Source organism: Streptomyces sp. CNS606, assembly GCF_000426325.1.
Genome location: NZ_AUFD01000007.1, coordinates 320091 through 337901, shown reverse-complemented (window position 1 = coordinate 337901; position 17811 = coordinate 320091). Strand labels below are relative to the sequence as shown.

The 17811-nt window shown below is 73.8% G+C and carries 17 protein-coding genes and 1 rRNA gene; 10 read left to right on the top strand and 8 right to left on the bottom strand.

Annotated elements, in window-relative coordinates; all coding sequences use genetic code 11:
- Positions 1-107, top strand: a 5S ribosomal RNA gene (gene rrf, locus K304_RS0105050); the annotation flags it as partial.
- 928 nt (positions 108-1035) lie between these two features.
- Complete coding sequence (locus K304_RS33565) at positions 1036-1809, top strand: tetratricopeptide repeat protein (RefSeq protein ID WP_199779557.1); 774 nt, start codon at positions 1036-1038, stop codon at positions 1807-1809.
- A 111-nt stretch (positions 1810-1920) separates the two neighbouring features.
- Here K304_RS33565 and K304_RS0105040 read toward each other — a convergent pair whose 3' ends face one another.
- Positions 1921-3231, bottom strand: coding sequence for a DUF1015 domain-containing protein (locus K304_RS0105040; RefSeq protein WP_027762859.1), 1311 nt, complete (start codon positions 3229-3231; stop codon positions 1921-1923).
- 93 nt (positions 3232-3324) lie between these two features.
- Between K304_RS0105040 and K304_RS0105035 the strand changes: the two genes are divergently transcribed.
- Positions 3325-4350 carry an HAD hydrolase-like protein gene (locus K304_RS0105035; RefSeq protein WP_037789239.1) on the top strand — a complete coding sequence of 342 codons (1026 nt, stop codon included), beginning with the start codon at positions 3325-3327 and terminating at the stop codon, positions 4348-4350.
- Positions 4351-4401: 51 nt separating this feature from the next.
- On the opposite strand, the gene K304_RS0105030 is transcribed toward K304_RS0105035, so the two are convergent.
- Together K304_RS0105030 and K304_RS0105025 are read right to left on the bottom strand one after the other, a co-directional pair.
- On the bottom strand, positions 4402-5268 hold the full coding sequence (locus tag K304_RS0105030) for a siderophore-interacting protein (protein ID WP_027762857.1): 867 nt from the start codon (positions 5266-5268) through the stop codon (positions 4402-4404).
- A gap of 23 nt (positions 5269-5291) precedes the next feature.
- Positions 5292-6329, bottom strand: coding sequence for an ABC transporter substrate-binding protein (locus K304_RS0105025; RefSeq protein ID WP_027762856.1), 1038 nt, complete (start codon positions 6327-6329; stop codon positions 5292-5294).
- Positions 6330-6457: 128 nt separating this feature from the next.
- Here K304_RS0105025 and K304_RS0105020 point away from each other — a divergent pair, with 128 nt between their 5' ends.
- From K304_RS0105020 to K304_RS0104995, 6 genes are all read left to right on the top strand, one after another.
- Positions 6458-7516, top strand: a complete 1059-nt coding sequence (locus K304_RS0105020) for an iron ABC transporter permease (RefSeq protein ID WP_027762855.1) — start codon at positions 6458-6460, stop codon at positions 7514-7516.
- Positions 7513-8553 (top strand): iron chelate uptake ABC transporter family permease subunit, encoded by a 1041-nt coding sequence (locus tag K304_RS0105015; protein WP_027762854.1) that lies wholly within the window; start codon positions 7513-7515, stop codon positions 8551-8553. Before K304_RS0105020 ends, K304_RS0105015 begins: the two co-directional genes overlap by 4 nt.
- Before the next feature lie 190 nt (positions 8554-8743).
- On the top strand, positions 8744-9502 hold the full coding sequence (locus K304_RS0105010; RefSeq protein WP_037789302.1) for an ATP-binding cassette domain-containing protein: 759 nt from the start codon (positions 8744-8746) through the stop codon (positions 9500-9502).
- An 85-nt stretch (positions 9503-9587) separates the two neighbouring features.
- Positions 9588-10121 (top strand): hypothetical protein, encoded by a 534-nt coding sequence (locus tag K304_RS33875; RefSeq protein WP_486591573.1) that lies wholly within the window; start codon positions 9588-9590, stop codon positions 10119-10121.
- A gap of 7 nt (positions 10122-10128) precedes the next feature.
- A complete protein-coding gene (locus K304_RS0105000) occupies positions 10129-10950 on the top strand; it encodes a TlyA family RNA methyltransferase (protein WP_027762852.1) in 822 nt (273 codons plus the stop codon).
- Positions 10947-11891, top strand: coding sequence for an NAD kinase (locus K304_RS0104995; RefSeq protein WP_078528536.1), 945 nt, complete (start codon positions 10947-10949; stop codon positions 11889-11891). The genes K304_RS0105000 and K304_RS0104995 overlap by 4 nt, the downstream gene beginning before the upstream one ends.
- 51 nt (positions 11892-11942) lie before the next feature.
- On the opposite strand, the gene K304_RS0104990 is transcribed toward K304_RS0104995, so the two are convergent.
- The 5 genes from K304_RS0104990 to K304_RS31595 form a co-directional block, all read right to left on the bottom strand.
- On the bottom strand, positions 11943-12350 hold the full coding sequence (locus K304_RS0104990) for an SgcJ/EcaC family oxidoreductase (protein ID WP_027762850.1): 408 nt from the start codon (positions 12348-12350) through the stop codon (positions 11943-11945).
- 74 nt (positions 12351-12424) lie between these two features.
- Positions 12425-12832: a hypothetical protein gene (locus K304_RS0104985; protein WP_027762849.1), complete on the bottom strand. Its 408-nt coding sequence runs from the start codon at positions 12830-12832 to the stop codon at positions 12425-12427.
- An 11-nt stretch (positions 12833-12843) separates the two neighbouring features.
- Positions 12844-13305 carry a protease inhibitor I42 family protein gene (locus tag K304_RS27345; RefSeq protein ID WP_051307882.1) on the bottom strand — a complete coding sequence of 154 codons (462 nt, stop codon included), beginning with the start codon at positions 13303-13305 and terminating at the stop codon, positions 12844-12846.
- Between the two features lie 11 nt (positions 13306-13316).
- Positions 13317-14915, bottom strand: a complete 1599-nt coding sequence (locus tag K304_RS0104975; RefSeq protein WP_027762848.1) for a hypothetical protein — start codon at positions 14913-14915, stop codon at positions 13317-13319.
- 145 nt (positions 14916-15060) lie between these two features.
- Complete coding sequence (locus K304_RS31595) at positions 15061-15540, bottom strand: WXG100 family type VII secretion target (RefSeq protein ID WP_051307880.1); 480 nt, start codon at positions 15538-15540, stop codon at positions 15061-15063.
- A gap of 234 nt (positions 15541-15774) precedes the next feature.
- Between K304_RS31595 and recN the strand changes: the two genes are divergently transcribed.
- Positions 15775-17517: a DNA repair protein RecN gene (recN, locus tag K304_RS0104965; RefSeq protein ID WP_027762847.1), complete on the top strand. Its 1743-nt coding sequence runs from the start codon at positions 15775-15777 to the stop codon at positions 17515-17517.
- Positions 17518-17811 lie beyond the last annotated feature (294 nt).

The window sequence follows — 17811 nt, the reverse complement described above, 5'->3', positions numbered from 1 at the left end:
ATAGCGTGAGGGAAACGCCCGGTTACTTTCCGAACCCGGAAGCTAAGCCTCATTGCGCCGATGGTACTGCGAGGGGGACCTCGTGGGAGAGTAGGACGCCGCCGAACAATCATTGAGAGCCGGTGGCTCCAGCGTACATGCGCTGGAGCCACCGGCTTTTTTTGCGTTCTCCCCGAGGGAAATCTCAGACAGGAGTCACACCCCATGTCCACCAACTCGTCCGACGACGATTCCGCGCGCCCCCGCCGACAGGGGCCGCCGCGGCGGGGTGACGATCGTCCGCGCCGCCCGCGCAGGGACGGTGACGACCGCGGCGGATTCCGCCGCGACGACAGGGGCGGCCGGCGCCCTTACGGCGACGGCCGGCGGGGCGACGACGAGCGCCGCGGTGGCGAGAGCGACCGGCGCTCGGATCGTGACCGAGGCTTCCGCAGCGGCTACGGTGACCGTGGTCGGGACGGAGGGCGCGACAGCGGTCGTTACGGCGACCGTGACCGTGACCGCGGGCGTTACGGCGACCGCGAGCGGCCGAGCCACCGTGGCGGTCCCCGTCGCGACGACCAGCGTGGGTTCCGCCGCGACACCCGTCCCGACGACGACCGTTTCCGTGGCCGGGAGCGGCGCGACGAGCGCTCCGGCGACCGTCGGGACGACCGCAGGAGCGGGCGTTGGGAGGACCGTGGCGCCGGACGCCGTGGCGACGACCGGCGCACCGACCGGCGCTCCGACGGCGGGCGCTGGGAGGACCGGCGCAATGACCGCCGTACCGAAGGCCGTGACCGCCGTGACGACCGCGAGCGCGGCCGTCCGGGCGGTGACCGCGGAGGCTTCCGGCGCGATGACCGTTTCCGTGGCCGGGACCGGCAGGACGACCGCAGGGGCGGTGGCCGCCGGGACGATCGTCGGGACGGCCGACGTGACGACCGCAGGGACACCCGACGGGACGACCGCAGGGGCGGCTCGCGTGGTGACGGCCAGCCGTTGCGGCGCCTGCCGATCCCGGAGGACGTCACCGGTGAGGAAGTACCGCGTGACGTGCGCCAGGAGCTCATGGGCCTCCCCAAGACGCTTGCCGAAGACGTGGCCAAGAACCTCGTGATGGTCGGGCGGCTGCTGGACGAGGAACCCGAGCAGGCCTACGGCTACTCCCGCGTGGCACTGCGCCTCGCCTCCCGCGTCTCGGCGGTCCGTGAGGCGGCGGGCTTCGCTTCGTACGGTGTCGGTAAGTACGCGGAGGCGCTGGCCGAGTTCCGTGCGGCGCGGCGCATGACCGGCGGTGTTCACCTGTGGCCCGTGATGGCCGACTGCGAGCGCGGGATGGGGCGCCCGGAGCGTGCCCTGGCGATGGCCGGGGAGTCCGAGGTGCGGAAGCTCGACAAGGCGGGACAGGTCGAGATGCGCATCGTCGCCGCCGGCGCCCGTCGCGACATGGGTCAGGCCGACGCTGCGGTGGTGACGCTGCAGAGTTCGGAACTGGCCTCGAACTCCGTGCAGCCCTGGACCGCGCGTCTCCGGTACGCCTATGCCGACGCCCTGCTCGAGGTGGGCCGGACGGAGGAGGCCCGTGACTGGTTCGCCAGGGCGCTCGAGGCCGACCAGGGAGGACTCACCGACGCATCCGACCGGCTGGCCGAACTGGACGGCGTGGAGTTCCTCGACGCGCTCGACGAGGAAGCCGCGGAGGAGGACGAGCGGGAAGAGGCCCCGGAGGCCCCGGAAGGCGCCACCGCGGCCCAGCCCGAGGCCGAGCCCGTGTCCGAGCCGAAGAGCGCCGACGGCGACTCCGGCGAGGAGCCGCCGCAGGACTGAGGAGACTGTGGAGGGGCGGGCCGGCAGGGCCCGCCCCTCCACACACGCCCCGCGGTGTCAGGCGAGCCGGACGGGTGGGTCGTCCAGCGCGCCGACGAGCTGGAGCCGGCCTCAGCCGGTTTCGTCCGCGAGGTCGCGCAGCACCAGACCGGTGGCGGGCTTCGGCCCGAACGAGGTGGACTTCCGGGGCATGGTGACGCCCTGCCCGGCCAGCTCGCGCACCGTCTCCTCACGCTCCGGACGCAGCAGCACGGCGGTGCCGCCGTGCTGTCCCGCCTGCTCCACCGCGTCCTCCGCCGAATGCAGGTAGGAGATGTCCGACGGCCGGTCCGGGACCCGCCACACGGCGTCCAGCAGCGCCGAGTGCAGAACCGTCGCGTCCAGCCGTCGCCACGTCTCCGGCCGGTCGCTGCGGACCGTGCGTGCCAGCAGGTCCGGGTCCGGGCGGTCCACCAGGTGGAACGCGCCGGTTCCCGCCGAACCCCCGCCGGAAAGCAGGAAGGCGTTGCCCGGCGTCCCGGCCTGGGCCTCCAGCGCCGCAGGCAGCGGCCCGTCCACCGCCCGCACCCGGCACACCCCCTCCAGCGCCGCCAGGGCGTCGCCCAGCGGCAACCGCGGCAGCACCCGGTGGATCGCCCGCACCTGGAGCGGGTAGCGGGCCGAGTCGACCAGCAGCACCAGGCCGCTGGCCCACGCCCCGGCGTCTCCGCCGCGGTGCTCCCCGGCCAGCCGCTGGTATGTCGCCCAGCGGTGGTGCCCGTCGGCGATCAGCGCCTCCCGGGAGGCGAGATCCGCGCACGCCGCGTCGATCTCGGCCGGATCGGTCACGGACCACAGGCGGTGCGCGAAACCGTCCTCGGTGGTGGTCGTCAGCAGCGGCGCCCGGGTCAGTGCGCCCTCGATCACGGCGGTCGCCCCCGTGACCGTGCCCTCGCTCCGGTAGGCGAGCAGCAGCGGCTCGAAGTTGGCCGCGGTCTCCCGCATCAGCGCCGCCCGGTCGGCGACGATCTCCGGGACCACGTCCTCGTGCGGCAGCACCGGACCGTCCAGGCGCAGCGCGCCGATCAGCCCACGTTGCAGCACCTCGCCGCGCCGCTGCTCGTAGACGTACAGCGCCGGGGTCCCGTCGGCGGCCAGCACGCCCTCCCCGCGCCAGCGGTGCAGGGTGTCGGCGGCCTTGCGGTGCCGGGCCGCCGGGTCGACGGTGTGCGGCAGGATCAGCCGCACGATGTTGTACGGGTCGGCGGTCTCCAGGTGCAGCACACCGTCCGGGCGCACGATGACGTCGTACGGCGGGGACGTCACCGCGGCGAGCGAACTCACGCGCTCCGGAACGTAGCGCAGTCCGCGGAAGGGCAGCAGCCGCAGGCCGTCGGTGGCCCGGGCAGGGGCGTCGTGGGCGTCGTTGCCGTCAGTGCGCATCCCGGAATGCTATGCGGACCGGCGCACGGCGCCAGGGGGCGGGTACGCGATGATCGGTGGGGAAGACACCCGACCGAAGACCAGGGAAGAATCATGCTGCCAGCCTGCGAGACGGCACTGAGCCAGGCGTACGACACCGCCCTGCTCGACCTGGACGGCGTCGTGTACGCCGGCGGTGCCGCGGTGCCGCACGCCGTCGAGGCACTCGCCGCCGCCCGCCGGGACGGGATGCGGCAGGCGTTCGTCACCAACAACGCCGCCCGTACCCCGCAGACCGTCGCCGACCACCTCACCCGGCTCGGCGTGCCCGCCGCCGCAGACGAAGTGATCACCTCCGCGCAGGCCGTGGCCCGTCTCGTCGCCGAGCAGCTTCCGCCCGGCTCCCGCGTGCTGTGCGTCGGCGGCGAGGGGCTGCGCGTGGCGCTGACCGAACGCGGCCTGGAGACCGTCGAGTCCGCGGACGACGACCCGGCCGCCGTCGTGCAGGGCTACGGCGGGCCGGAGTTGGCGTGGGGGCGTCTCGCCGAGGCCGCGCTCGCCGTCGGACGCGGTGCCGCCTGGTATGCCTCCAACACCGACCTCACCATTCCCAGCGGACGGGGTATCGCCCCCGGCAACGGCGCCGCCGTGGAGGTCGTCCGGATCGCCACCCGGTGGATGCGGGACGCTCCCGAACCGCAGGTCGCCGGAAAGCCGCGCCCGCCCATGCACCGCGAGACGATCCTGCGCACCGGCGCCGAACGGCCGCTGGTGGTCGGCGACCGGCTCGACACCGACATCGAGGGCGCGCACGCCGGCGGCGTGGACGCGTTGCTGGTGATGACGGGGGTGACGGACGGGGCACAACTCCTGGCCGCGCCGCCGCCGCACCGGCCCGCGTACGTCGCCGCGGACCTGCGGGGGCTGCTCACTCCGCACCCCGGGACCACGGGCGACCCGGTGACCGGTTTCCGCTGCGGCGGCTGGCGCGCACGCGCCGCGGACGGAGCGCTCGCCCTGGAGGGCGGCGGCGATCCCGTCGACGGCCTGCGCGCCCTGTGCGGCGCCGCCTGGGCGGCCGGGGGCGACGGCGGCTGCGACCTCGACTCCGCCAAGGCACTGGCCCGCCTGGGCTGGTGACAGCGCGGGCGCGTCTCGTACGGGCCCGGCCGCAGCCTGCGGGCGGGGGGTTCAGTCCTCCGGGACGCGGGAGAGGCCGGCCTCGGCCTCGGCGGCGAGCCTCTCCTCCGAGGAGCCGAGCCGCCAGTAGCCGCCGAAGGTCACGGCACGCCGCGCGAACCCGCGCTCGTTCACCAGATGGCGGCGCAGCGCGCGCACCGTGCCCGCTTCGCCCGCGATCCAGGCGTACGGCGCTCCCGCCGGCAGCGCGGCCGACCGCAGGGCCTCCACCGCCACGTCCGTACGGTGCCCGGACCGGCCGGAGCGGACCAGCCAGGTGATCTCGGCGTCGGCCTCGGTGTCCAGCTCCGTGAGGTCGCCCGCCTCGGGAACCTCGACGAACACCCGGGCCGGCAGCCCCGCGGGCAGCGACTCCAGGATGGCGCCGAGGGCGGGAAGCGCCGTCTCGTCGCCGCTGAGCAGCACCCAGTCGGCGTCGTCCGGGAGCCGGAAGCAGACGCTCTTGTTGTCCGGAACCACCGGACCCAGCAGCGTCACCCGGTCGCCCGGCCCGGCGGTCCGCGCCCACCGCGAGGCCGGTCCGCCGTCGCCGTGCAGGGCGAAGTCGACGTCCAACTCGTCCGCGCGCCGGGCGCGGACGGTGTAGGCGCGCATCACGGCCCGTTCCTCCGGGTCCATCGCACGGTAGCGGGCGAACCAGTCCGCCCCCGTCGGCACGACGGGTGCGGACTGGCCGGGGTGCGGAAGGAACAACGAGAAGCTCTGGTCGCGCCCCCCGCTCGCGAAGCCCGCCATGGCTTCGCCGCCGAGGGTCACGCGCAGCATCGTCGGACCGAGCCGTCGGGTGCGCACCACCTGCAGTTCGAAGAAAGCGAACGGCGCGGCGGGCGCGGGTGCTTCACGAGCGGCGGCACTCATACGGAATCCTTCCGTGCGGGGGGTCAGCCGACCTTCGCAGCGTCCTCGACGGCCTTCGCCAGGCGCTCCACCAGCGGGGCGGAGCCCGCGTAGGAGAAGCGCGGTTCGCTCGACCACGGGGTGACCTGGCCGGCCTTCACCGCGGGCAGGTCGCGCCAGGAGGGCTTGGCCTTCAGCTGCTCCGGCTGGAGCGTCGCGGTGCGGTCGTCGAGGAAGAGCAGGTCGGCGTCGTACTTGTCGGCGTTCTCCCAGCTCAGGCTCTCGAAGTAGCCGCCCTCGTCCAGGTTGTCCGGCGTGACGAGCTGCACGCCGAGTTCCTGGAAGAACATCAGGTCGGCGCTCATCCCCGGGTTGGAGGCGTAGAAGAGGTCCTTGCTGCCCGAGCAGGCCAGGACCTTCAGGCCGCCGCTCGCCTTCGCGGCCTTGCGGAGCCGCTCGGCGGCCTTCTCGAAACGCGCCTTGGCGGAGGTGACCTGCTGCGCCTTCAGGTCGGCGCCCAGGGACTCGGCCAGATCCGCGTAGCGGCCGATGACGTTCTTCAACGAGGTGCGGGACGCCGTGATCGCGACGGTCGGCGCCAGCTTGACGATCTTGTCCTTGCTCTCCTCCGGCACGAACCACAGTGCACCCGGCTCGTACATGTTGGTGATGAGCACCTGGGGACGGGTCTTGGCGTACTTCTCGATGCTGAACTCGCCGTAGGCGTTGCCGATGACCTCCAGCCGGTCGACGTCGAGGTCGCCGGCCTGCGGGTCGGCCTCGCCGTTCGGCAGCTTCGTCGGGCCGAAGACGCCGACGACCTGCTCGTCGATGCCGAAGTCGTGCAGCGCGGCGGCGGTACCGGTGAAGGCCACGATCCGGTCCGGTACCGCGTCCAGGGTGACCTTCTTCTCGCGGTCGTCGGTGAACGACCAGGAGCCGCCGCCGTTTCCGCCCGAGCCGCCGCTCTTCCCGGACGTGCCGCCGTCGCCGCAGGCGGCGAGCAGAGCGCCGAGCCCGACGGCGCCGCCCGCCGCGAGGACGCCGCGCCTGGTGGGAGTGGACGGTCGGGGCTGAGACATGGCAGGGGCCTTCCTGGGACGTGCTGGGGGGACCGCGGGGTCCGCGTGCGAGGTTAGGTTAACCTAACAAAGCACTGTCCCCGTGGCCGGGTGAGTCGCGTCACCGGGCCCCGACCGGAGCCGCGTACGTGTCGCTGACCAAGTCCCCGCCGCCGGAGTCGCCCCAGGCGGCATCGCCGGGCACCCGGCCGCCCCGCGGGCGGAACGCCGTGCGCGCCGCCGGTCTCCTCGCCTCGCTGGCGCTGCTGTGCGTGCTGCTCGCCCTGAGCGTCGCCCTCGGCGCCAAGGCCCTCTCCCTCGACGAGGTGTGGGCCGGCCTGACCGACCACACGTCCGGAAGCTGGACCGTCGTGCACGACATGCGGCTGCCCCGCACGGTGCTCGGGCTCATGGTCGGTACCGCGCTGGGGCTCGCGGGCGGGGTGATGCAGGCCCTGACCCGCAACCCGCTGGCCGACCCCGGCCTGCTCGGCATCAACGCCGGCGCCGCCGCGTCCGTCGTCACCGCCATCTCGTTCCTCGGCATCACCGGCTTCTCCGGCTACGTGTGGTTCGCCTTCGCCGGCGCCGCCGCCGTGGCCGTCCTGGTCTACACCGTCGGCGGCGGACGCGGCGCCACCCCGGCACGCCTGGCGCTCGCCGGCGCCGCCCTGAACGCCGCCCTGTTCAGCTACGTCAACGCCGTGATGCTGCTGGACACCTCGTCGCTGGACCTGATGCGGTTCTGGACCGTCGGCTCGCTCGCCGGCACACGGCCGGAAATCCTCGAGAGCCTGGGGTGGTTCGTCGTGATCGGCACGGTCGGGGCCCTCGCCCTGGCCCGCCCGCTGAACGCCCTCGCGCTGGGCGACGACTCCGCGCGGGCCCTCGGCGCCCGCCCCGCGGAGGTCCGCAGAGGCGCCATGGTGACCGTGACGCTGCTCTGCGGCGCCGCCACCGCCGCCTGCGGTCCCATCGTCTTCGTCGGCCTGATGGTCCCGCACATGGTCCGCGCGCTCACCGGCCCGGACCTGCGCTGGATGCTTCCGTACTGCGCCGTGCTCGCCCCCGTCCTGCTGCTGGCCGCCGACGTGGCCGGCCGCCTCCTCGCCCGGCCCTCCGAACTCCAGGTCGGCATCGTCACCGCGGTGCTCGGCGGCCCGCTGTTCCTGTACTTCGTGACCCGGCGGAAGGTGGCCCGCGCATGAGCGTCAAACGCGCCGCCGCAGGGAGCTTCTCCGTCGTCTTCCGGCCCCGCGCCCTGGCCGTCGGCACCGGCTGCGCGGTACTCGCCCTGGCCGGCGCCGTGTTCGCGATCGCCGCCGGCAGCGGCGACTACCCGATGAACCCCCTGGACGTACTCCGGGTCCTGACGGGTTCCGGCGCGCCCGGCGACGCGTTCGTCGTCGAGGAACTGCGCCTGCCCCGCACCGCCACCGCCCTCCTGGTGGGCGCCGCGTTCGGCCTCGGCGGCGCCGTCTTCCAGACCGTGGTCCGCAACCCGCTCGGCAGCCCCGACGTGCTCGGCTTCACCAGCGGTTCCGCGACCGGCGCCCTCACCGCCGTGGTCCTCATCGGCGGCGGCAGCACCGCGCTCGCCTTCGGCGCCGTCGTCGGCGGACTCGCCACCGGCCTGCTCATCTACCTTCTCGCCTGGCGGCAGGGAGTGCACGGCTATCGCCTCGTCCTCGTCGGCATCGGCGTGATGGCCATCCTCACCGGCGTCAACGGCTACCTGCTCACTCGCGCCCAGATCCTCGAAGCCGGGCGCGCCGTATTGTGGATCACCGGCAGCCTCGACGGACGCGGCTGGGAGGACGCCCTGCCCCTGCTCGTCACGCTGGTCGTGCTGCTGCCGGTCGTCCTGCTGTACTGCGCGCGGCCGCTGCGCATGCTGGAGATGGGCGACGACGCGGCCTCCGGCCTGGGCATACCGGTCGAACGCGTCCGCCTGACGGTGCTCACCGCCGCCGTCCTGCTGGTCTCCTTCGCCTCGGCCGCCGCCGGTCCCGTCGCCTTCGTCGCCCTGACCGCGCCGCAGCTCGCCCGGCGCCTGACCCGCGCCCCCGGCCCGAACCTGCTGCCGGCGCTCTTCATGGGCGCCGCGCTGCTGGTCGTCGCCGACCTCGCCGCCCAGCGCCTGATACCCGGACACACCCTGCCCGTCGGCGTCGTCACCGGTGTCGCGGGCGGCGCGTATCTGGTGTGGCTGCTGGCCACCGAACGCAGGGCGGGACGGATATGACCCCCGCCGGCCCGCCCCCGGCGGACACCCGCCGCCCGAACCGCCGCCCCCGCACGCCCGGACGGACGGGAGCAGGAAGAGGACCCGCGACATGAAGCAGTTCACCGGCACCGGCCCGGGCGTCCGGATGGCGAAGGGCGAACCCCCTGCGGCCGGCGACGTCGACGCCACCCGGCTCGCCGGGGTGGGCATGACTCTCGCCTACGACCAGCGCACCATCGCCCGCGAGCTGTCCGTCTCCGTCCCCGACGAGTCCTTCACCGTCGTCGTCGGCCCCAACGCCTGCGGCAAGTCCACGCTGCTGCGCGCCCTGTCCCGGATGCTGAAGCCCGCCGTGGGCCGCGTACTGCTGGACGGCCGCGACATCGCGGCGCTGCCCGCCAAGCAGGTCGCCCGCACCCTCGGCCTCCTGCCGCAGTCCTCCCTCGCCCCGGACGGCATCACCGTCGCCGACCTCGTCGGACGCGGCCGCTACCCGCACCAGAGCCTGCTGCGCCAGTGGTCGCGCGAGGACGAGCGGATCGTCGACCGGGCCATGGCCGCCACCGGCGTCTCCGCGCTGGCCGACCGCTTCGTGGAGGAGCTCTCCGGCGGCCAGCGGCAGCGGGTGTGGATCGCGATGGTGCTGGCCCAGGAGACTCCGCTGCTGCTGCTCGACGAGCCCACGACCTACCTGGACATCGCCCACCAGATCGACATCCTCGACCTCTGCGCCGGGCTGCACGAGGACGGCCGCACGGTGGTGGCCGTCCTGCACGACCTCAACCACGCCGCCCGGTACGCGACCCACCTCATCGCGATGCGCGACGGCCGCGTCGTCGCCGAGGGGCCGCCGCAGGACGTCGTCACGGCGGACCTGGTGGTGGACGTCTTCGGCATGCCGTGCAGGGTCATCGACGACCCGGAGACCGGCACCCCCCTGGTCGTCCCGGCCGCCCGCCGGCGGTAGCCGCCTCCCGCACACGGGGGCGACTTTGCGCCGTCGGCGCGACGGGCCGCGCGACCGCCCGCCCCGAACGGGTAGCGTCGCCCCCATGAACGACGCGACGCCCGGCGACGCCCCGGACCAGCCCGGACCCCGTCCCGGCCCCCGCCCGCTGCCGGGCCCGCCGCCGCACGGACCGGGGGTGCCCGGCCCCGTGCGCCGCCCGCTCGGCGCGCACGGGGGTGCGGGTCCGCACCCGCCCGCTCCCGCCGCGCCGGAGCCGGCACCGGAGCCCGCTCCGGAGGCCCCGTCGCCGAGGACGTCCCGGCCGGGGGCGCCCGGGCCGGAAGCGACCGAGTCCGGCACGCCCCAGGCGGCTGCCCCCGCCAACGCCCGTGCGGGCGCGCACCACGACGGCCCCGACGCGCACCACGACGGCGGCCCGGACGAGGAGGACCACGGCCCGCAGCCGCTCGGCGTGCGTATCGAGCAGACCGGCGACACCGACGTGGACGCGCAGCTCCGGCGCCTGGAGGACGCCGACCACCTCGCCGTCTCCGGCCACCTGGAGGTGTACGAGGATGTGCACCGCGGCCTGCGCGACACGCTGACCGCGCTCGACCGGCACGACACCAGGAGCTGACCCGCACGTGGCTGCGACCCGCCCGCAACGCAAGCGACTCGACGCGGAACTGGTGCGCCGCAGGCTCGCCCGTTCCCGCGAGCACGCGAGCCGGCTGATCGCCGAGGGGCGGGTGACCGTCGGCGGTGCGACCGCCACCAAAGCGGCCACCCAGGTCGAGACCAGCGCCGCACTCGTCGTCCGGGAGGACGACGCCGACCCGGACTACGTCTCCCGCGGCGGCCACAAGCTCGCCGGCGCCCTCGAGGTCTTCGTCCCGCAGGGGCTGGAGGTGACCGGCCGCCGCGCGCTGGACGCGGGCGCGTCCACCGGCGGGTTCACCGACGTGCTGCTCCGCGCCGGAGCCGGACACGTCGTCGCCGCCGACGTCGGCTACGGCCAGCTCGCCTGGTCCCTCCAGAGCGACCCGCGCGTCACCGTCAAGGACCGCACGAACGTACGCGAGATGACCGTGGAGGACGTGGACGGCCGGCCCGTCGGACTGGTCGTCGGCGACCTGTCGTTCATCCCGCTCGGACTCGTGCTGCCCGCGCTCGTCCGGTGCGCCGCACCCGACGCCGACCTGCTGCTGATGGTCAAACCGCAGTTCGAGGTCGGCAGGGAACGGCTCGGCAGCGGCGGCGTGGTGCGCAGCGCCGCCCTGCGCGCGGAGGCCGTGCGGACGGTGGCGGAACGGGCGGCGCACCTCGGCCTCGGCGTGCGCGGCGTCACCGCCAGCCCGCTGCCAGGGCCGTCCGGGAACGTCGAGTACTTCCTGTGGCTGCGCGCCGGTGCACCGAAGCTGGACCCGGCGGACGTGGAACGAGCGGTGGCGGAGGGGCCCCAGTGACGACGAAGGCGACCGAGACGACCCCGGGGACGAGCGCGGAGGCCGACGCCACCCGCACCGTCTTCCTGCTGGCGCACACCGGGCGGCCCGCCGCCGTCCGCAGCGCCGAACTCGTGGTCCAGGGACTGCTGCGCAACGGCATCGGCGTGCGCGTGCTGGGCGACGAGGCCAGCGACATGCCGCTGCCCCCCGCCGTGGAGACCGTCGAGGCCGCCCCGGACGTGCTCGACGGCTGCGAACTGCTCGTGGTGCTCGGCGGCGACGGCACGCTGCTCCGCGGCGCGGAGTTCGCGCGCGCGTCGGGCGTGCCCATGCTCGGCGTCAACCTCGGCCGGGTCGGCTTCCTCGCCGAGGCCGAACGCGACGACCTGGACCGCGTCGTGCACCGGGTCGTGGGCCGCAGCTACGAGGTCGAGGAGCGCATGACGCTCGACGTGCTGGTGCGCAACGACGGCCACGTGGTGCACACCGACTGGGCGCTCAACGAGGCGTCCGTCGAGAAGGCCGCCCGCGAACGCATGCTGGAGGTCGTCACCGAGGTCGACGGCCGGCCCGTCACCGGATTCGGCGGCGACGGCGTCGTCTGCGCCACGCCCACCGGCTCCACGGCCTACGCCTTCTCGGCCGGCGGCCCCGTGGTGTGGCCCGAGGTCGAGGCCCTGCTCATGGTGCCGATCAGCGCCCACGCGCTGTTCGCCAAGCCGCTGGTGACCGCGCCCGACTCGGTGCTCGCCGTGGAGGTGCAGCGGCAGACCCCGCACGGCGTCCTGTGGTGCGACGGGCGCCGCAGCGTCGAACTCCCCGCCGGCGCCCGGGTGGAGGTCCGCCGCGGCGCCGTCCCCGTACGTCTCGCACGGCTGCACCACGCGTCGTTCACGGACCGCCTGGTCGCGAAGTTCGCCCTCCCGGTGGCCGGTTGGCGTGGCGCCCGCCGCCCCTAGACGAGTGATTCCGAAGGGGTTCAGCGGTCGTGGGCGGTCAGTCTGCATCGATCAGTCTGCGACGACCTCCGTGTTCTGGCAGGCGGTCAGCAGCCAGCGGCCGTTGTCCTGCTTCGACATCACGTACAGCGGTGCACCCTCACTCTCGTCCCCCGGGGTCAGGTAGAGCTGACGGACCTTGACCGCCGCAACGTCGGAGCGGATGAAGAACACGTGGATCACCTCGTAGGTGACTTTGCCGTCCCAGTGGTTTCCGGGAAGGACCTTGCGGGTGAACTCGGAGATCGCGTCGAGACCGATGAGGACCTTGCCTCCGCCCGTAGTCCAGACCGCGTCAGGGTGGAAAAGCTCGAGGAACTCGTCGGGGTCCTTGTGCTGCTGGGAGTGCTCGACGGCGGCTACGACCTGGTGGATCGCTTCGAGGTCGGCCGGGTGGGCGGCTGTCGATTCAGTGTCCATGCGGGTCATGGTGTGACGTGAAGTTCGGTTGAGGTCAAGAGGAGAGCGAACACCGACCCCTTGGAATCGATCATCTAGGCGGGGGAGCGGCGGGTCGTGACGCGGAGGGAGAGGATCTCCGCGACGGCCTCCAGCCAGCGCGCGGCCTGCTCGTCGCCGTCCGGCCCCGTGACGACGGTGGCCGCCGTCTCCAGCCAGCCGCGGACCTGTTCCGCGGCGGCCTCACCCGGCACGGGCTCCTCCAGTTCCGCCGCGTAGCGGGCGCCGCCGCTGCGGACGACCTTGGCGAGGAACGCCACCGCGCGCGGTGGCACGCCCAGCCGGTCCAGGCGCACGGCGGCACCGACGGCGCCGTCGCCGAACAGCGCGGTGCGGTGCGGACCGCCGAACGACAGCCCGTAGCGCAGCATCGCCGCCGGATCGGCCTGCGCCAGCTCGTCGTCGGTCCGCGACGGGGGCGGGGGAGTGGATGCGGAGTTCATGCGCGCCTCGGTCATTTCACGGTCACGGTGTACGTGTGGATCTTCGCCCGGTCCTCGGCGTCGGGCGTGGGGCTCCCGCTCGGGACCGGGCTGGGCACGACCGGCCTGCCGCTGTCGCCGCCGCCCGTGCAGCCCATGTCGGGGCACTCCACGAGCCGGATGCGTGTGGTGCCCTTGCCGACCGCTTCGAAGTCGAAGAACGAGGTTCCGGAGCTCCCGCCCGCGTAGTCTCCGCTGTCCCCGTACTCCTCGCGGTTTCCGCTGCTGCGGACGATGCGGGCATCCGGTTCCGGTGCGGTCAGCGACCAGTTCTCGCCCAACGCGACGTCGACCGGCACGGCCAGCGTGAACTCCTCGCCCACCTCGACCTCCACGGTCTTCTCGTCGAGCTCGTAGATCGCCGGGCCCGCCAAGCCGCACCCGGCGAGTATGACGGTCAGAAAGACGAACGCCCCGCTTCGTACACTGCGCATCGCAGGTCCTTTCACGCGGCCGGAAGATGGACGGAGTAGGTGTCCGGTAGGTCGTTGTCGGACGCCTTCTGCATGTTGCCGTTGACGAAGTCGTCCTCGCTGACCCAGGTGGTTCGCCCCCACGGGTTGTAGACCTGCAGCATGTCGCCCTCCTGGCCGATGATCATCATTCCGTGCCCGACCCAATTGCCGTCCTCGTCGTGGCCCTCCACACCGATCGGCACCGGCTTGCCCTCGGCGACCGCCTTCTCGACGTCCGGCAGCACGTCGCGGCGCGCGTCGGCGCTGTCGAGCTGCCGAGCCTCGTACTCGCTGCCGGTATGAGGGCTGATCTCGTTGTTGGCGATGTCGGTCTTTCCCTCGTCGTTCATCCCGGCGGGCGTGTCGTCGAACCAGCCCTTGTCGGCGCCGTCGCCGTCCTCGTGCAACCGCAGTTGTTCGTCGGTGAGACGCTCTCGGAACGCCTCGGCATCGTTCTCCTGCCCTGTCGGACCCCCAGTCAGCTCGAGGGCGTACACCGGGTCGACCATTGCGCGGGCGGTCACGACGGAGGACGGGACGCAGGTCAGACCGTCCTGAGACCACTCCTTGCCCTCGAACTTCTGGAATTCGGTGTTGACGTTGGCCCCCTGGTCGTTGACCCCCATGTCGACCTTGCTGCCGTAGCCCGTCGTGATGGGCGAAAGGTGTTCCTGGAGCCAGACCGGGTCCTTGTCGTGGATCTTGTCGCGGAACTCCCCGACCTCGTCGAGGCTGTAGCCCGCTGCGAGTGCCTTGACGAGGTAGGCGCGCTCCTGCGGGGACCCGGCGTCGGCGAGCATCCGTTCGAATTCGGCCTGCTCCTGCGGGCTCATCTTCTCCAGGTAACGCCCCGACCGTTCCAGGTCGTTGGCCGTCAGGAGCTCGTTCTGCTCCAACGGGCCGCCGACCTGGCCGATGTCGGCGAGGACGAGGCGGTCGGCGGCGGAGATCTCGTCCGTCCGCATCTGTCCGGCGCGTGCCTCGGAGGCGAACTTGTTGAGCACCCGCGCGGCCGTCCGCGCCGCGTCGTCCGCCTTGACGGCCGCCGCGTGCAGCTCGTCGGCGCCCCCGACGGCGATCTTCTGGGCGCGCTTGCGTTCCTCCTCCTCGGCGTCCTTCTCCACCCAGTCGTCGAAGAAGCCGTCCTCGTCGCCGAGGAGGGTGCGGGCCTGACGCAGCTGGCCGCGGCCGGACTCGTCGGTCGACTGCGCGGAGGTCAGGGCGTCGGACAGGTCGTACAACGCCTTCGACGCCTTGCGGAACGCCTCCTCCATCTGCTCGGCGGAACGGCCGGCGGCCGCCACCACCTCGGCGGCCTTGGCGCCCGTGCTGCCCACCCAGACCGAGGGGAGGCCGGACCTGGCCACCGCTTCGACGCGCGTCTGCACGTCCCCGGCGTCGTCTGCCTGGCTCTTGTACGTCTTCGCGATGCCGTCCAGCGTGCTCGGGGAGCCGACGGGTGCCGAGACGTCGAGCAGCTTGCCGATCGCGTCGAGCAGGGCGTTCTTGTCCCCGGCGTCGGAGACGGACTTCCGGTGTCCGGCTATCGCTTCCCTGCGGTCGGTGGTGGATTCGCCTGCTGCGGCCATGACGTGTTCGCCCCGTGGGTGGTGGGTGAGTGACGGCGGACGCGCGCACCGGGCCGGCCGCGGCAGGCGCGGCCGTCGCGGCGCACGACGGGAGATGCGGAGGTGCGGTGCTGCGGGGGTGCGCTGAGGCCTGATGCGGTGCTGCTCAGCCGAAGTCGGCGAGGCCCGGGGGCGTGTGCGTGGCCGGTGCGGGTCCGCCGACGAGCGGCGGCTCGCCGATGACCGCGGGGCGTTCGCCGGGCGCCGGTCCGCCGGTGATTCCCGGGTGGGGGAGCGTGGCCGGGGTGGGCATCGTCGTCAGGCCGTCTCCGCCGGCAGCCGAGTTCAGCCCGTTCTGCGCGAAGACGTCGGCGCCCTGGTAGTTCTGCTGCGAGATGCGGACCTTGTCCGCCAGCTCGTGCAACGCGGCCTCCAGCACCTTCGCCTCGGCCTGCCAGGCGTCGGCGAAGCCGTCGTGGGCCGGGCCCGAGTCCGAGCCGCCCAGCGTGTCGGCCGGGTAGCACACCTGCATGTCGACGGCCTTGCGGATGTCGCCGACGTCGTCGCCCGCCCGGTCGAGCTTGCCGGCCTCGCCGGCCATGCCGCTCTTCCGGACCTCGTAACCGTTCCCCGCCCCGCCGGACATGCCGCGTCCCCCTGCTCGCTCCGACCGGCACGCCCCCTCGGCCCCGGTACGCCGATCATGAGCATACCCGCACTCGGTGTCATGACCACGGACACCTGGTGCAGGTCAGGTGCCGTTGCCGTGCCGACACGCCCGGCGCGGGCGGACGTGCCGCCGTGGCTCGTGCACGCGTGCGGAGGGCCCCGCAGGGAGGGCGTACGACGGCCGGGGGTGGTTTCCGGCAGGGAACCTCGTATGGTCGTATCCGTGTTGCAGGAGATGCGGATCAAGGACCTCGGCGTGATCGACGACGCCGTCGTCGAGCTGTCGGCCGGTTTCACCGCGGTGACCGGCGAGACCGGCGCGGGCAAGACCATGGTCGTCACCAGCCTCGGCCTGCTGCTCGGCGGCCGCGCCGACGCCGCCCTGGTGCGGGCCGGGGCCAGGTCCGCCGTCGTGGAGGGCCGCATCGTCGTCGCGCCGGACGCCCCCGCGGCCGTGCGGGCCGCCGAGGCGGGCGCCGAACTGGACGAGGACGCGCTGCTGGTCAGCCGTACCGTCTCCCCCGAGGGCCGCTCCCGGGCCCACGTCGGCGGCCGGTCCGTCCCGGTCGGGCTGCTCTCCGACCTCGGTGACGACCTGGTCGCGGTGCACGGCCAGACCGACCAGCAGGGGCTGCTGCGCCCCTCCCGCCAGCGCCAGGCGCTGGACCGGTACGCGGGCGACGCCGTCGCCGTGCCGCTCGCCGCCTGGGGCGAGGCCTACAAGCGGGTGCGCTCGGTCACGCTGGAGCTGGAGGAGCTGACCACCCGGGCCCGCGAGCGGGCGCAGGAGGCCGACCTCCTGAGGTTCGGCATCGAGGAGATCGCCGCCGCCGAGCCCCGCGCGGGGGAGGACGACGAGCTGGCCGCCGAGGCGGAACGCCTCGGCCACGCCGAGGCCCTCGCCTCGGCCGCCGCCACGGCGCACGGTGCGCTCGCCGGAGACCCCGCCGATCCCGAGGGCGTGGACGCGAACGCGCTGGTCGCGGGCGCCCACCGCGCGCTGGAGGCGGTACGGGCCCACGACCCCGCGCTGGCTGCCCTCGCCGACCGGCTGAGCGAGGTGTCCATTCTGCTCACCGACGTCGCCGGGGAACTCGCCGGCTACGCCGACGACCTGGACGCCGACCCGCTCCGTCTCGCCGCGGTCGAGGAGCGCCGTGCCGCTCTGACGCAGCTCACCCGCAAGTACGCCGACGACATCGCGGGCGTCCTGGCCTGGTCCGAGCGCAGCGCCGCCCGGCTCACCGAACTCGAGGGCGACGACGACCGGATCGGCGAACTCGCCGCCGAACGCGACGCGCTGCGCACCGAGCTGGCCGGTCTGGCCGCACAGCTCACCGAGGCACGTACGGGCGCGGCGAAGCGGTTCGCGGACGCGGTGACCGGCGAGCTGGGCGAACTGGCCATGCCGCACGCCCGGGTGTCGTTCGCGCTGCGCCGCACGGAGGACCCGCAGGGTCTGGAGATCGACGGCGGCGCCTACGCCTACGGGCCGCACGGCACCGACGAGGTGGAGCTGCTGCTCGCCCCGCACCCCGGGGCGCCGCCCCGGCCGGTCGCCAAGGGTGCCTCCGGAGGCGAACTGTCCCGGGTCATGCTGGCCGTCGAGGTCGTGTTCGCGGACTCGGACCCGGTGCCGACGTACCTGTTCGACGAGGTCGACGCGGGAGTGGGAGGCAAGGCGGCGGTCGAGGTCGGGCGACGGCTCGCCCGGCTGGCCCGTTCCGCGCAGGTCGTGGTCGTCACCCATCTCCCGCAGGTGGCGGCGTTCGCCGACCGGCACCTGGTGGTGGAGAAGACCGACGACGGCAGCGTCACGCGCAGCGGCGTGCTGGCGATGGACGGGGAGGACCGGGTGCGGGAGCTGTCGCGGATGCTCGCCGGCCAGGAGGACTCGGAGCTGGCGCGGGCGCACGCGGAGGAACTGCTGGAGGCCGCCCGCGCCGAGGCGTGACCGTGCGCCGCGCCGCGGACGACCGGCCACCGCAGGGAGGACCGGCCGTCCGCCGCACCGCCGACGGATCCGGCGTACGGCGGCCCTCGGTGAGCCGTGTTCAGCTGAGGCGGCCCGGTCGATGCGCTGCACGTCGCCGTTGTAGAGGGTGACGACGCCGGGCGCGCTGCTGTGGCGGTTGCGGATCATGCCGTAGTCGTTGCCGGGGAAGCTGGCCCCGACGGACGGGCCTATGCCGTTCCAGTTGGCGACGCCCTTGGTGCAGTGACCGGCGCGTCGATGATGCAGTTCCGG

Bases quoted from the DNA above. Each gene is read 5' to 3' on its own strand.
- K304_RS0105010 (WP_037789302.1), top strand. From the start codon at position 8,744: ATGACTCTCGCCTACGACCAGCGCACCATCGCCCGCGAGCTGTCCGTC.
- K304_RS33875 (WP_486591573.1), top strand. From the start codon at position 9,588: ATGAACGACGCGACGCCCGGCGACGCCCCGGACCAGCCCGGACCCCGT.
- K304_RS0105030 (WP_027762857.1), bottom strand. From the start codon at position 5,268: ATGAGTGCCGCCGCTCGTGAAGCACCCGCGCCCGCCGCGCCGTTCGCT.
- recN (WP_027762847.1), top strand. From the start codon at position 15,775: ATGGTCGTATCCGTGTTGCAGGAGATGCGGATCAAGGACCTCGGCGTG.
- K304_RS0104985 (WP_027762849.1), bottom strand. From the start codon at position 12,832: ATGAACTCCGCATCCACTCCCCCGCCCCCGTCGCGGACCGACGACGAG.
- K304_RS27345 (WP_051307882.1), bottom strand. From the start codon at position 13,305: ATGCGCAGTGTACGAAGCGGGGCGTTCGTCTTTCTGACCGTCATACTC.
- K304_RS0105035 (WP_037789239.1), top strand. From the start codon at position 3,325: ATGCTGCCAGCCTGCGAGACGGCACTGAGCCAGGCGTACGACACCGCC.
- K304_RS0105025 (WP_027762856.1), bottom strand. From the start codon at position 6,329: ATGTCTCAGCCCCGACCGTCCACTCCCACCAGGCGCGGCGTCCTCGCG.
- K304_RS0105015 (WP_027762854.1), top strand. From the start codon at position 7,513: ATGAGCGTCAAACGCGCCGCCGCAGGGAGCTTCTCCGTCGTCTTCCGG.
- K304_RS31595 (WP_051307880.1), bottom strand. From the start codon at position 15,540: ATGTCCGGCGGGGCGGGGAACGGTTACGAGGTCCGGAAGAGCGGCATG.
- K304_RS0105040 (WP_027762859.1), bottom strand. From the start codon at position 3,231: ATGCGCACTGACGGCAACGACGCCCACGACGCCCCTGCCCGGGCCACC.
- K304_RS0104990 (WP_027762850.1), bottom strand. From the start codon at position 12,350: ATGGACACTGAATCGACAGCCGCCCACCCGGCCGACCTCGAAGCGATC.
- K304_RS0104975 (WP_027762848.1), bottom strand. From the start codon at position 14,915: ATGGCCGCAGCAGGCGAATCCACCACCGACCGCAGGGAAGCGATAGCC.